Source organism: Anoxybacteroides tepidamans, from assembly GCF_014201465.1.
In the GTDB taxonomy this organism is placed as follows: Bacteria; Bacillota; Bacilli; order Bacillales; family Anoxybacillaceae; genus Anoxybacteroides; species Anoxybacteroides tepidamans.
Genome location: NZ_JACHEP010000001.1, coordinates 42,833 through 56,621, shown reverse-complemented (window position 1 = coordinate 56,621; position 13,789 = coordinate 42,833). Strand labels below are relative to the sequence as shown.

Sequence of the window (13,789 nt, the reverse complement as noted above, 5' to 3'; positions counted from 1 at the left end):
AATGAATGTTTGAATGAGGTGAGATGATGGTCCGTGATACGTGCGAAGTATTTTGCTTTGATGAAGAAAAGGTGAATGCAGTCAAACAGCGCCTCGAGGAGATTAGGGGGGTTGAACAGCTATTTAAAGCATTATCCGATGCCACACGGTTAAAAATCGCCTATGCGCTTACGCTCGAAGAAGAGTTATGCGTTTGTGATGTGGCCAACATTATCGGCTCGACCGTTGCGACCGCTTCCCATCATTTGCGCTTTCTTCGCGATATGGGGCTAGCGAAACATCGGAAAGAAGGAAAACTCGTGTTTTATTCGTTAAAAGATGAACACGTGCATCAATTAGTATCGATTGCTCTTGTACATGCGAAGGAGATGGAAAATCGTGGAGAATAAACAAGTGTATCGCCTTCAAGGTCTTTCTTGTGCAAATTGTGCCGCTCAATTTGAAAAAAACGTCAAAGCGATTAAAACCGTCCAAGATGCGCACGTAAACTTTGGAGCAGCAAAATTAACGGTCGTCGGCGCAGCTACGCTAGAGCAGCTTGCAAAAGCCGGTGCTTTTGATGGCATTCAAGTGATTCCTGAAAAACAACGGAAAGAGATTCCAAACGTTCCGTTTTGGAAAAAGCGCGCGAACATCTTTGCTTTTATTTCAGCATTTTTTCTCGTCATAGGATATGTTGGTTCGGTGATGAAAGGAGAAGCGGACGTCTTTGTGATGGGGGCGTTTATCTTGTCAATTGCTGTCGGCGGGTACGATTTATTTCGGGCTGGGTTGGCTAATTTATGGCGCTTTCGTTTTGATATGAAAACACTCATGACAATTGCCATTATCGGCGCAGCGCTTATCGGAGAATGGAAAGAAGGAGCGGTTGTTGTATTTTTATTCGCGGTGAGTGAAGCGCTCGAACGGTATTCGATGGAGCGGGCCCGCCGTTCGATTCAGCACTTGATGGATCTCGCGCCGAAAAAAGCGCTCGTTCGCAGAGGAAATAGCGAGTATGAAATCGATGTGGATGATTTAGAGGTGAACGACATCATTGTAGTGAAACCAGGGCAAAAAATTGCGGCTGATGGCGTTGTCTTGCACGGTACATCATCGGTCAATGAGGCTGCGATTACAGGTGAATCGATTCCCGTTTATAAAACGGCCGGCGATGAAGTATATGCAGGAACGCTCAATGAAGAAGGAGCGCTTGATGTACGTGTCACCAAACGAGTCGAAGATTCGACGATTGCGAAAATTATTCATCTTGTTGAAGAAGCGCAAGCCGAGCGAGCGCCTTCACAGCAGTTTGTCGACCGGTTCGCCCGCTATTATACGCCGGCAATTATGGCGATTGCAGCGCTTGTTGCCATTTTGCCACCATTATTGTTTTCAGAGGATTGGAAAACGTGGATTTATCGTGGGTTAGCGGTATTAGTAGTCGGTTGTCCGTGTGCGCTCGTCATTAGCACACCGGTTGCGATTGTGACCGCAATTGGTCAGGCTGCCCGTCGGGGAGTGCTTATCAAAGGCGGTGTGTATTTAGAAGAATTAGGACAGCTTAAAGCGGTCGCTTTTGATAAAACAGGAACGTTGACAAAAGGAACGCCAGAAGTAACAGACATTCGCACATTTAACGATCACAGTGAAGAAGAATTATTACGAATCGCTGCGCACATCGAAAAATATTCGCAACATCCGCTTGCAGCGGCGATCGTGCGGGAAGCGCAACAACAAGGTCTTTTACTAGATGATTCGCAAGTGACTGACTTTCGCTCGATCACGGGCAAAGGGGCGTCGGCAGCTGTCAACGGAATGACGTATTATATCGGAAGCCCTGCCTTATTTTCGGAGCGCCTGCTATCGGAGGAAGTCCGCGACACAATCCGAGCGCTTCAGCAAGCTGGAAAAACCGTCGTAGGAGTAGGTAACGCGGAACAATTTTTAGGGATTATTGCTCTTTCTGACCAGCCGCGCGAACATGCAGCTTCTGTTTTGCAACAACTGCGCATATCTGGGATTCAAAAAATTGTGATGGTCACTGGAGACAATCAAGCAACGGGCGAGGCGATTGGCAGTGCTGTCGGTGCCACAGAAATAAAGGCAGAACTGCTTCCTGATGACAAACTCTCCATCATCAAAGAAATAAGAAACACATATGGCCGGATTGCGATGGTAGGAGATGGAGTGAACGATGCTCCTGCCTTAGCAGCCGCAAACGTCGGCATTGCGATGGGAAAAGCCGGGACAGATGTCGCTCTAGAGACGGCGGATATTGTGTTGATGGCCGATGATCTTCAGCAATTGCCGTATGCGATTCAATTAAGCCGCAAAACATTGCGGATCATTAAAGAAAACATCTCGTTTGCTTTCTTGCTCAAGCTTTTAGCCTTAATTTTGATCGTTCCTGGGTGGCTTACTCTATGGATGGCGATTTTTGCTGATATGGGTGCAACGTTAATTGTTCTTTTTAACTCGCTTCGGTTGATGCGCGTATAGACCTCCTGCTATGCAGGAGGTTTTTTTATTGCTCTGATTTTCTTTGAATAAATAGGACAAACATCTCGATCGCCCACAGTCCAAACAGTATCCCGATCTCGATCGGCTCCATCACTTTGAAAGGATTAAGAATCCCCATAACAGAACGATATAGGTTCATTCCTAATAAACGATTCATGCTGATCGCGATTCCTGCTAACAACATTGAAATGAGGAGAGAAATAACGACTAATTTCATGTTGCCCACTCCCTCTTATTTACCTCTTTTTTGTAGCTTCTTCCTTATGCTGTTTTTCATACATCGTTGTAATGGATCTGTTATAAAAGCGGAATAGCTCAGCAATAAGCCTATGTTAGCCAATTAAAATAAAATGAGGATAGTTCACGCTTTTTTACTGACTATGACAGAAAAGTGTACAGTTGGTTTTCATTGGTTAATTAACACTTTCTGAATAGTTTATTCAGTTATTGCTTATCATAATGAATAAGTCATCGGAATGTGGAGGGGAAGAGATGCTGTTTCAATGGAAGGTAAGCAAACGAAAAAACACGATAAATGAACAAAGTGGGCAAGCACAAACGGTTCCGTCGGGAGAGATCGACAACCGACTTGATGCGAATATCGAAACGATTCGACGAACTACAGGAAACAGCACAGATGTTGTTATTCGGCGATTTATGCTAGGAAAAGAGAAGAATATTCAAGCTGCAATCATCTTTTTGAGCGGAATCGTCGATGAATCTATGATCTATCAATTTTTGCTTGAGTCAGTGGTCCAAATCGACTTCCCATCCTCTTGTTTGCCAAATGAAGCTTTGTTATATGTAGAGCAAAAAATAGCGGCAGCGGGCAAAATGAGACGAATGAAACAATGGAACCATCTATTTTTGTCGCTTATGTCTGGAGAAACCCTCCTTTTTGTTGACGGTGTTTCAGAGGCATTAAGCATAGATACAAAAGGTGGAGAACATCGGGCGATTGAAGAGCCGAGCACACAACTCGCCATTCGCGGGCCACGGGAAGGATTCACAGAATCACTCGGGACAAATATAGCGATGATTCGCCGGCGTATAAAAAACCCTAATCTATGGGTAGAAGCGATAACAATCGGTGAAGTAACGCAAACGAATGTGTCGCTCATGTATATAAAAGGAATCGCTAACGATGAAATTGTAGAAGAAGTACGAACCCGATTGCGACGCATTCATATTGACGCAATTCTTGAATCTGGATATATCGAACAGCTAATTGAAGACCAAACGTTCACAACATTCCCTACGATTTACCATACTGAACGACCGGATATTGTAGCAGCGAACCTTTTGGAAGGTCGCATCGCCATCTTAGTGGAAGGGACACCGTTTGTTCTAGTCGCACCGGCTGTATTTATTCAGTTTTTCCAAGCGGTCGAAGACTATTATGCACGTTTTGATATTGCGACCGCACTTCGCCTTTTGCGAGTGCTCATTTTCTTTCTTTCATTAATTGCTCCAGCGTTGTATATTGCACTAACGACATTTCATCAAGAGATGATTCCAACTCAGCTAGTCATTGCCATCGCTGCTCAACGTGAGTCCGTGCCATTTCCTGCATTTGTCGAAGCGCTTATGATGGAAGTAACATTTGAAATTTTACGGGAAGCAGGAGTGCGCCTGCCGCGTGCGATTGGTCAAGCCGTTTCAATTGTTGGAGCGCTCGTCATTGGTCAAGCTGCAGTGGAAGCTGGAATTGTTTCTTCAACGATGGTGATTATCGTATCGATTACCGCCATTGCTAGTTTTGCAACACCGTCATTTGCGATTGCGATTTCTGCTCGATTAATTCGTTTTTTGTTAATGTTTTTGGCGACATTATTTGGGCTTTACGGAATTATGATCGGTGTCATTTTTATGACGCTTCATTTATGCAGTCTTCGTTCCTTCGGTGTCCCGTATATGTCACCGCTTGCGCCATTAATCCCGACAAACATTGGCGACACGCTGTTTCGTTTTCCGATATGGGCATTAAAAGAACGACCTCGTTTGATTAACGAAACGAATATGATTCGCCAAGGAAAACAGCAACGTCCTATGCCACCTAACGAATCGAAGAAAGAAGGGGATGACCATTAAGCGTTGGTGTCTTTTTCTTGTTGTTTTACTCATTCATATCACGATTCTTTCTGGATGTTGGAGCAAAAATGAGTTAACTGATTTAGCATTTGTCATTGCGGTAGGACTTGATAAAACAGAAGACGGAAAATATGTGGAAACATTTCAAGTCGTGAACCCAGGAAACGTCGCGGGGGCAACACAAAGAGGCGGGGGAAGCGGCGGCATTCCTGTCACTTTATATACTGCAACAGGCGACAACTTAGTAGAGGCAAGCCGAAAAGGTTCGAAAAAAATATCTCGCCTTGTATATTATGCCCATACGAATCTTGTAGTGATTGGAGAGGAATTAGCAAAGGAAGGAATTATGGACGTGTTTGATGCCATTGAGCGAAATCCACAATTTCGAACGACTGCCACTGTCGTTGTTGCTCGTAAACAAACGGCAGAAGAATTGTTGTCGGTGCTTACTCCGATCGATAAAATCCCAGCAAGTCAAATCATTAAAACATTGCAAATGACGGAAAAAATATGGGGGGAAAACCTCGATGTTCATGCAGGAGAAATAATCGAAGCTCTTTCTCTAACAGGAAAAGAAGTGGTGATGAGCAGTTTTCGTTTAGAGGGAAATAAAAACACAGGAAAACAACAAAAAAATGTACAATCGATCGAGCCATATGCAAAACTTCACGCAGATGAGCTGGCCGTCTTTAAAAAAGGAAAACTCATTGGCTGGATTTCGGGAGAAGACGCGCGCGGTGTTTTATGGGTTTTAAATAAAATTCGGCAAACGGCGCTTAGTGTTGATTGGGAACAAAAAAAAGAAGCGGTCGTGTATAAGGTGATGCGGGCAAAAACGAAAGTCATCGCTCAGATGAACAAAGGAACTCCTGTTATTTCCGTATTTATTGAAGCGGAAGGAGATGTAGGAGAAACACTCGTTCCATTCGATTTAACAAACCCAACACAAATTGCCAAACTTGAGGAAAAAATAGAAAAAGAAATACAAAAAGAAGTCCAAAAAGCGATTCAACGCGTTCAACAGGAAAAAAGTGATATTTTTGGATTTGGAGAAGTCATCCATCGTTCGTACCCTGACGAATGGAAACAAATGAAAAAAACATGGAACGAACGTTATTTTCCACGTCTTCAAGTGAAAGTAAAAGTAGATGCTTTTGTTCGCCGGACAGGATTGCGGAACAAATCATATCTTAAGTAAAAAGGCGGTGAAACGGTATGGAACGAGTTCAATTAAGTGCTAGGCAACTGTTTATGTTAGCGATTTTATTCGAACATGGCAGCGCTATTGTCATTCCTCTTGGAGTAGACGCCAAACAAGATGTCTGGCTTGCGATTTTATGCGGCATGGCGCTCGGGTCACTCCTTTTTCTTGTTTATTACCGTCTTTTTACGTACTATCCAACGGTACCGTTCACTTCTTACAGTCAGCAAATTGTTGGCACTTTTTTTGGAAAAGGAATCGCTCTTGTATATGTATTGTATTTTTTATATATCGCCGCGCGTGTTTTGCGAGATTTTGGTGAGTTGTTATTAACGTTTGCTTATCCTGAAACACCGCTATTTGTTTTAAATGCGGTGATGATGTTGACGATTATGTATGCTGCATATAAAGGGATCGAAGTTTTGGCGAGAGCGGGAGAATTATTTTTTGCTTTTCTTTATCTTATCGCTGTTTTAGGGTTCGTTCTTGTGATCGTTGTAGGGGTAATTGATATTCATCGATTACAGCCTGTTCTTGAAGAAGGATGGAAACGGGTTTTCAAAGTGGTGTTTACGCAAACGCTATATGTTCCGTTTGGAGAAATGATCGTGTTTACGATGCTTTTTCCATATGTTAATGAGCGGAAAAAAGTGAAAATAGCAGGATGGCTTGCGATATGGCTCAGCGGGATTAACTTGGCGCTGACGATGGCGATGAATATTGCTGTGATTGGGGCGGACGCCGTCTCCCGTTCAACGTTTCCGCTTTTAAATACGATTCAAGAAATCCGCATAGCGAACTTTTTAGAGCGGCTAGATGTATTATTTATGATCGCATTAGTCATTGGCGGTTTTTTTAAGATCAGCGTCTTTTTTTATGCTGGTGTGATCGGTGCCGCAGATTTGTTTCAGATAAAAGAACATCAGCGGCTTATTTATCCGCTTGGCCTTGCCGTATTATTATTGTCGATCGCTATTGCCAATAACTTTGCTGAACATATTAAAGAAGGATTAAACATTGTAACGATATATATGCATATTCCATTGCAAGTAGTCATCCCGGTATTGTTATTGATCATCGCTGCCATTCGGAATCGTCATATGTAGATTTCAGTAACAATAGACAGTTATTATGCCACTACTGTTGATTATCCATTATTTTACTAAAAAATATAGAATCATATGGCTGAACATAAGCTTTTCTGCCTTTTCCTCGAACAAGAACGCCAGCGGGCAAATGTCATTTGGGGGGGTTAACTTATCGCTGACGAAAAAGCTGACTCCCTATTTTTTCGACTGTCGGTGGCGTTCACGCGACAGTCGTTACAGCTGTATCAAAACCGGCATTTGAATCAGCTTATAAATCTCTCCGCCGTGGTGGAGCGTGCGTTCTTGTCGGATTGCTGCCAGAAGAAATGCCAATTCCGATTTTTGATACGGTATTGAACGGTATCAAAGTGATCGTTTCGATCGTCGGGACAAGAAAAGACTTGCAGGAAGCGCTTCAATTCGCAGCGGAAGGAAAAGTCAAAACGATCGTGGAAGTGCAACCGCTTGAACAAATTAACGACGTATTTGACCGCATGTTAAAAGGACAAGTTAATGGCCGTGTCGTATTAACATTAGAATAATCGATAAAAAGAAAGCGGGCGAAAGGCTCGCTTTCTTTTTTGACCGTTTTGTTGAATATCAAAAAATTGTAAAACACTCTTCACGCGATGTACAATAAAAGACATAAGTGAAGGGTGGGAAGAGAACAATGCGGCATGTGTTATCATATTTAAAGCCGTATATGAAATGGATGATTTTTGCTTGGGCGCTCATGCTTGTGGAACTGTTAGTAGAGCTATGGCATCCGTTATTAATGGAAAAAATCATTGACGACGGAGTGATGAAAAACGATTTACACGTCATCTGGAAATGGGGAGCGATCATGATCGCGACATCGTTTCTTGCTTTTGCGTCCGGCATCGCCAATTCTTTTGTTGCGGCCTACGTCGGTCAACAGTATGGGTTTGATTTACGAAAACATTTGTTTGAAAAAATTCAATCGTTTTCGCTTTTTAATTTTGGGCAATTTTCAACTGCTTCTCTTATTACGCGAATGACGAATGACGTAACACAAATGCAAAATATGGTGTTTATGAGTTTACGAATTATGCTGCGGGCGCCATTGCTGATTATTTTCGGCATGGTGATGGCATTGTTCGTTCATGTTAAACTCGCTCTCATTTTAGTTATTGCAGTACCGTTGCTTTTAGTTTTCTTGATTTGGATGATGAATAAGGCGGCAACATTGTTTTCTCGCGTTCAACAAATGCTTGACCGCGTTAACAGCATCATGAGAGAAAATATAGCCGGCATGAGGCTCATTAAAGCATGGGTGCGCAGTACATACGAACAACAGCGGTTTACGGAAACGAACGAATCATTGATGACGCGAACCATGACGGTATTACGATTCGTTGAAACGATCACTCCTGTCTTGTTGTTTGTCATGAATGTGGCCATCATTATGATCCTGTTCATCGGGCGAAACGAAATTCATGCAGGAAGCGCTAAAGCAGGGGAAGTTGTTGCTGTTATCAATTATGCGACGCGAATGACTGCTGCTTTATCCATTTTCACCTTTATTACGATGGCTTTTTCGAGAGCGAGAGCATCGGCCCAGCGGATTGCGGAAGTATTAATTACAACGGTTGATATCATCGATGAGGAACAAGCAGAAGGAACAACTATCCAAAAAGGTGAAATTCAATTTGATTGCGTTTCCTTCCGCTATCCTGAAAGCGAGGCACTTGCATTGCAAGACGTTTCATTTTCCGTTCAGGCGCACGAAACGGTGGCGATTTTAGGAGAAACAGGATCGGGAAAATCTTCTCTATTGCAACTCATTCCGCGCCTATATGACGTAACAGAAGGAACAATAAAGATTGACGGAATCGATATTCGTCATCTGAAACAAGAACATTTACGTGCAGCGATCGGCTTTGTTCCGCAAGATCTTTTACTGTTTTCCGGAACGATCCGAGACAACATTTGTTTTGGGATGGAAACTATATCGAGCGAAGAAATGATCCAAGCAGCAAAAGATGCACAAATTCATGATACGATTATGAATTTTTCACAAGGATATGACACTGTTGTTGGTCAAAAAGGGGTCACGTTATCAGGAGGACAAAAACAACGAATTTCCATTGCACGGGCGCTTGTCCGTAAACCGAAAATTCTTTTATTAGACGATAGTACAAGCGCGCTCGATGTCAAGACAGAAGCGAACCTGCTGCAAGCATTAAAAACATATTCATGTACGACTTTCATTGTCACACAAAAAATATCGACCGCTATGGAAGCTGATGTCATCTTACTTTTAAAAGACGGGCAATTGCTTGCAAAAGGAACACACAAAGAGTTATTAAAAACGAACGAGTTGTATCGCAAAATTGTTCAATCACAGCTTGGAAAAAAGGGGCTTGATGATGTTGAAACATCGGCACAATATGATTATATTGAAAGAAAATAAACGAACCGTCAAAGAAAACATCCAAACATTAAAACGGATATGGAGATTTCTTTCCGGTCAAAAAGGCCGATTGGCGGTTGTCATATGGATGGTAATGATCAGTTCTTGTTTAAGTCTTCTCGGTCCTTATGTTGTTGGAAAAGCGGTTGATACATATATCGTTACAAAACAAACAGAAGGTTTTGTTTCACTCGTCGCTACTCTTTTATTTATTTATCTTGCTCTTTCGCTTTCTACCTTTCTGCAAAACTATTGGATGATCGGCATTGCACAAAAAACGATTTATTCGATTCGGACACAGCTGTTTCGTCAGTTTCACCAGCTCCCTATTTCTTTTTTCGATCAGCGAAAATCTGGTGAACTCATGAGCCGGCTTACGAACGATATCGAAAATATGAGCCAAACGTTCAATAGTACTGTCATTCAAGTCATCTCGAGCACGCTTACTCTTATAGGAGCGATATTTGTGATGCTTTCATTAAGTCCGCTTCTCACAGCTGTGACATTATTGATTGTGCCGATGATGTTCGGAGGAATGAGATGGATTACGAACCGAACACAAAAGCGATTTAAAGAACAGCAGCAAAACTTAGGCGAATTAAACGGATTAATTGAAGAAGTCATCTCAGGGCAAAAAGTAATCAAACTATTTTCACAAGAAAAAACGGTGATATCCCAATTTTTAATAAAAAATGAACAATTAAAACAATCAGGATTTTGGGCGCAAACATATTCGGGGTTTATTCCGAAATTGATGAACGTTTTAAACAATCTAAGCTTTGCTTTGATTGCAGGGGTCGGCGGGATTTTTGCCTTCAAAGGAATGATTTCGATCGGGGTGATTGTTATTTTCACCGAATACGCAAGACAGTTTACTCGCCCCTTGAACGATCTTGCGAACCAATGGAATACATTATTGTCCGCTTTAGCAGGGGCGGAGCGAGTGTTTGAAATATTAGACAAAGAAAAAGAAGAGGACGATGAAGCAGAAGCGCTTGACTTGCCTGTTGTTCGCGGTGAAGTGGAATTCCGTCACGTTTCTTTTTCGTATGATAAAAAACAAGAAGCGCTTCGAGATGTTAGTTTCTTAACCTCTCCAGGAGAAACAGTGGCGCTCGTCGGTCCGACAGGTGTTGGAAAAACGACGATCATTCAATTATTGATGCGATTTTACGATCCAGATCGCGGACATATTTTGATTGACGGATACGACGTTCGCCAAATCAAGCGATTCAGTCTTCGGCAACATATGGCGTTTGTTTTGCAAGATGTTTTTCTTTTTCAAGGAACAATTCTTGAAAATATTCGGTACGGCAGGCTTGATGCAACTGATGAAGAAGTGATAGAAGCAGCTAAATGGGCCAATGCGCATTCCTTTATTATGAAGCTGCCAAACGGTTATGACACCGTTTTACAACAAGACGGCAGCGGCATTAGTCAAGGACAGAAACAATTGCTCGCGATTGCAAGAGCGATGATTGCCCGTCCGTCTATTTTGATTTTAGATGAAGCGACAAGCAACATTGATACGATGACAGAACTAGCTATTCAAGAGGCGCTAGCGCGGCTCATGAACAACCGGACATGCTTTGTCATTGCTCACCGATTAAATACGATTCAAAACGCGGACCGCATTCTTGTCCTTCGCGAAGGAACGGTCGTAGAACAAGGAACGCACGCTTCCTTGTTGAAAGAAAAAGGGTTTTATTACGAGCTGTACCATCGACAGTTCAAAAAAGAAATTATCTAAAGAGGCTGTCTCAAAAGGTCGGCTTTCTTCAAGGAAGATACAATAATATAGTTACGTATATATGGTGAAAAGAAAGGGTGCCCCGTTACTTTTGGGACACCCTCTTCTTATTGTTTAATTCGCTTCATAAACGAGCGGCGCCAATCTTCTGATAAAGCCGGTTCGGCAACAATTTCTTTCATGGCCGCTACATTCGTTTTATCAACATAATAAATATGATTAATATAACGAATAGATAAAGGACGCGCGCTGCGCTCGGCTAATGTTAACGAATCGCCACGCTGCACGCTTCCTTCCTTTAGTACTCGGAAATAAAACCCGGTGTATCCGGTTTCTTGCACTTTTAACGAAAGATCTTTTAATCCGTGCCGTTTGGCTAATTTAAAACAAGGCTGGCGCGGCTGGGATACTTGAACAACCGCTGTTCCGACTTCAAATATATCGCCAACGCAAACATCTTCTTCCAGCAATCCGGAAAGGGTAACATTTTCTCCGAAAGCTCCTGCGGTAAATGGCTGATGATACAGGCGTTCCCATGCGGCAAAATGTTCAGACGGATAAGCACAAACGGCTTTATCTGGTCCGCCGTGATGAACAAGGTCGGCTTGTCCGTCGCCAGTAAAATTCGTTTTTGTAAGCCAAAGCGGAGTATCGACCGGCTGTTTGTAAATGCCGGTTGTCACTTCCATTCCATCCATGTTGACAATTGCCGGTTGACCAACATTCAGTGAAACAATATACGCCTTTTTTTCCACCAAAATCCCCCTCGTGATTATCGTGTTACCAATGATTGTAGCCGCAAAACGTGAAAAAATCCACCACGTTGTCTATAATGGACATGAGAAGAAAAAATGAAAGGGTGTGAATGTATGCCGGCTGTTGAATCAACGATGTTCCCGCTAGGAAAACAAGCTCCGTTATTTGAACTTGTGAATGTCGTAGATGGAAAAACGGTTCGTTTAGAAGAAATAAAATCTGATATCGCAACCGTCATTATGTTTATTTGCAATCATTGCCCGTTTGTCAAACATGTTCAACATGAACTCGTTCGTCTTGCTAACGATTATCAGCCAAAAGGAGTAGCATTTATTGCGATTAACTCAAACGATGTAGAAAAATATCCGGACGACTCCCCAGAAAACATGAAAAAAGTAGCGGAAGAATTAGGTTATCCATTCCCATATTTGTTTGATGAAACACAAGAAGTAGCAAAAGCGTACCAAGCGGCTTGCACGCCGGACTTTTACGTATTTGACCGCGATTTAAAATGTGTATACCGCGGGCAACTGGACGATTCTAGACCAAATAACGGCATTCCGGTCACCGGTCAATCCATTCGTGCCGCTTTGGATGCGTTATTAAGCGGCAACCCTGTACCACAACAGCAAAAACCGAGCATCGGCTGCAGCATTAAGTGGAAAGAATAAGATTTATGAGCTGGCGCAAACCGTCAGCTCATTTTTATTTTTCATGTTAGGCTGTTGGTAGGTACATTATTTTTACCGGATACGTATAAATACAATATGAATACCCCTTATGGACAAAAAAACAAGGAGGAGTGTTATATGTATGAAAATTCCATGTCTGCTCAACGAAACGATGAATTTAAGTCGTTAATTGGGAAAACAGTCACCGTTTATCGTGGAGGACCCGAATCAAAAACAGGAAAACTTCTTGATGTTCAATCAGACTATCTTGCTCTTTTTATAGAAAATGAAGCTTCTATCATTTATTATTTTTTACATCATGTTCAAAGTATTAGTGAAAACGCAAAAGCGAATTCCATTCCATCATCCTCTGCGAGTCATGCAGCTATTGAATCGGTTCAATCGAGCTGTTTTCACGAACTATTAAAAGAGCTCGTTTATAACAACATCAAAGTAAATCAAGGAGGACCCGAATCAAAACAAGGGACATTATTAGATGTCAACAACGATCATATCGTCTTATTAACAGAAGATGATGGAGTCGTGTTTTATCATATCCATCATATTAAAAGCATTCGTGTGCAAATGAAGAATGAAGAAACAGCAGTAACGGAAGCAATAAACGAAACGCCTGAAGAAATGACAGAAGAAGCAGTAGAGGAGCCAATCTCGCAAATAAGCTATGTGAATGCGCAAAATTTTGATGATTTATTTCATCATCTAACGCATACGTGGGTTTCGATTAACCGCGGAGGCCTAGAAGCGGTCGAAGGCATTCTTGTTCAAGGAAGCGGTAACTATTATACAATAGTGAACCAAGATGAAATCATTCGAATGAACTTAGATCATATTAAAAGCGTAAGCTGTGGGCCAAAAGGAGCGTTCCAAACAACGAATACAGAAGAAAAGAACGAGAATCAAGCTGAACATACACAAAACAAAGAGAAAGAAAAAGCTGAAAAGAACGAAGCGACACGCAATGAGAAAAAAGACAAAGACGAGAAGAAAAAAGATGATGACAAGGATGAAAAAAAGAGAAAGGACGAAGAAAAAGACAAAGGCGAGAAGAAGAAAAAAGAAGAGAAAAAGGACGAAGAAAAGGACAAAGATGAGAAGAAAAAAGATGATGACAAGGATGAAAAAAAGAAAAAGGACGAAGAAAAAGACAAAGACGAGAAGAAGAAAAAAGAAGAGAAAAAAGACGAAGAAAAGGACAAAGATGAGAAGAAAAAAGATGATGACAAGGATGAAAAAAAGAAAAAGGACGAAGAAAAAGACAAAGACGAGAAGAAGAAA

At 42.0% G+C, this 13,789-nt stretch carries 11 protein-coding genes and 1 pseudogene; 10 read left to right on the top strand and 2 right to left on the bottom strand.

The genetic code is table 11. From position 1 onward, the window contains the following. Positions 1-26: 26 nt before the first annotated feature. Together HNQ34_RS00260 and HNQ34_RS00255 are read left to right on the top strand one after the other, a co-directional pair. Positions 27-389, top strand: a complete 363-nt coding sequence (locus HNQ34_RS00260; protein ID WP_281375832.1) for an ArsR/SmtB family transcription factor — start codon at positions 27-29, stop codon at positions 387-389. Further along, positions 358-2,481 (top strand): heavy metal translocating P-type ATPase, encoded by a 2,124-nt coding sequence (locus HNQ34_RS00255; RefSeq protein ID WP_183250780.1) that lies wholly within the window; start codon positions 358-360, stop codon positions 2,479-2,481. The genes HNQ34_RS00260 and HNQ34_RS00255 overlap by 32 nt, the downstream gene beginning before the upstream one ends. A 25-nt stretch (positions 2,482-2,506) precedes the next feature. Here the strand turns inward: HNQ34_RS00255 and HNQ34_RS00250 are convergent, their stop codons facing one another. After that, complete coding sequence (locus tag HNQ34_RS00250) at positions 2,507-2,719, bottom strand: hypothetical protein (RefSeq protein WP_183250779.1); 213 nt, start codon at positions 2,717-2,719, stop codon at positions 2,507-2,509. Between the two features lie 275 nt (positions 2,720-2,994). Here HNQ34_RS00250 and HNQ34_RS00245 point away from each other — a divergent pair, with 275 nt between their 5' ends. The 6 genes and pseudogenes from HNQ34_RS00245 (at position 2,995) to HNQ34_RS00220 (ending at position 11,066) form a co-directional block, all read left to right on the top strand. Beyond that, complete coding sequence (locus HNQ34_RS00245) at positions 2,995-4,593, top strand: spore germination protein (RefSeq protein WP_183250778.1); 1,599 nt, start codon at positions 2,995-2,997, stop codon at positions 4,591-4,593. Continuing rightward, the gene (locus tag HNQ34_RS00240) at positions 4,589-5,791 is read left to right on the top strand and encodes a Ger(x)C family spore germination protein (RefSeq protein WP_409978343.1); all 1,203 of its coding nucleotides are present in this window, start codon (positions 4,589-4,591) and stop codon (positions 5,789-5,791) included. Before HNQ34_RS00245 ends, HNQ34_RS00240 begins: the two co-directional genes overlap by 5 nt. 17 nt (positions 5,792-5,808) lie before the next feature. After that, on the top strand, positions 5,809-6,900 hold the full coding sequence (locus HNQ34_RS00235; protein ID WP_183250776.1) for a GerAB/ArcD/ProY family transporter: 1,092 nt from the start codon (positions 5,809-5,811) through the stop codon (positions 6,898-6,900). A 191-nt stretch (positions 6,901-7,091) separates the two neighbouring features. After that, positions 7,092-7,424, top strand: a pseudogene (locus HNQ34_RS00230) (zinc-binding dehydrogenase); the annotation flags it as partial. Positions 7,425-7,552: 128 nt separating this feature from the next. Then, entirely contained in the window at positions 7,553-9,316 is a 1,764-nt protein-coding gene (locus HNQ34_RS00225; RefSeq protein ID WP_183250775.1) for an ABC transporter ATP-binding protein, read from the top strand. Next, positions 9,270-11,066, top strand: a complete 1,797-nt coding sequence (locus HNQ34_RS00220) for an ABC transporter ATP-binding protein (protein WP_409978339.1) — start codon at positions 9,270-9,272, stop codon at positions 11,064-11,066. The genes HNQ34_RS00225 and HNQ34_RS00220 overlap by 47 nt, the downstream gene beginning before the upstream one ends. Before the next feature lie 107 nt (positions 11,067-11,173). Here HNQ34_RS00220 and HNQ34_RS00215 read toward each other — a convergent pair whose 3' ends face one another. After that, entirely contained in the window at positions 11,174-11,764 is a 591-nt protein-coding gene (locus tag HNQ34_RS00215) for an MOSC domain-containing protein (RefSeq protein ID WP_183251267.1), read from the bottom strand. 171 nt (positions 11,765-11,935) lie between these two features. Between HNQ34_RS00215 and HNQ34_RS00210 the strand changes: the two genes are divergently transcribed. Both HNQ34_RS00210 and HNQ34_RS00205 read left to right on the top strand, forming a co-directional pair. After that, entirely contained in the window at positions 11,936-12,493 is a 558-nt protein-coding gene (locus HNQ34_RS00210) for a thioredoxin family protein (protein WP_183250773.1), read from the top strand. A 138-nt stretch (positions 12,494-12,631) separates the two neighbouring features. Next, positions 12,632-13,789, top strand: a 1,158-nt coding sequence (locus tag HNQ34_RS00205) for a spore coat protein CotH (protein WP_183250772.1), incomplete at its 3' end; no start/stop codon positions are given.

Excerpts from the sequence above, each read along its gene's own strand:
- HNQ34_RS00250 (WP_183250779.1), bottom strand. The coding sequence starts at position 2,719 with ATGAAATTAGTCGTTATTTCTCTCCTCATTTCAATGTTGTTAGCAGGA.
- HNQ34_RS00245 (WP_183250778.1), top strand. The coding sequence starts at position 2,995 with ATGCTGTTTCAATGGAAGGTAAGCAAACGAAAAAACACGATAAATGAA.
- HNQ34_RS00225 (WP_183250775.1), top strand. The coding sequence starts at position 7,553 with ATGCGGCATGTGTTATCATATTTAAAGCCGTATATGAAATGGATGATT.
- HNQ34_RS00260 (WP_281375832.1), top strand. The coding sequence starts at position 27 with ATGGTCCGTGATACGTGCGAAGTATTTTGCTTTGATGAAGAAAAGGTG.
- HNQ34_RS00210 (WP_183250773.1), top strand. The coding sequence starts at position 11,936 with ATGCCGGCTGTTGAATCAACGATGTTCCCGCTAGGAAAACAAGCTCCG.
- HNQ34_RS00255 (WP_183250780.1), top strand. The coding sequence starts at position 358 with ATGCGAAGGAGATGGAAAATCGTGGAGAATAAACAAGTGTATCGCCTT.
- HNQ34_RS00215 (WP_183251267.1), bottom strand. The coding sequence starts at position 11,764 with ATGGATGGAATGGAAGTGACAACCGGCATTTACAAACAGCCGGTCGAT.
- HNQ34_RS00220 (WP_409978339.1), top strand. The coding sequence starts at position 9,270 with ATGATGTTGAAACATCGGCACAATATGATTATATTGAAAGAAAATAAA.
- HNQ34_RS00235 (WP_183250776.1), top strand. The coding sequence starts at position 5,809 with ATGGAACGAGTTCAATTAAGTGCTAGGCAACTGTTTATGTTAGCGATT.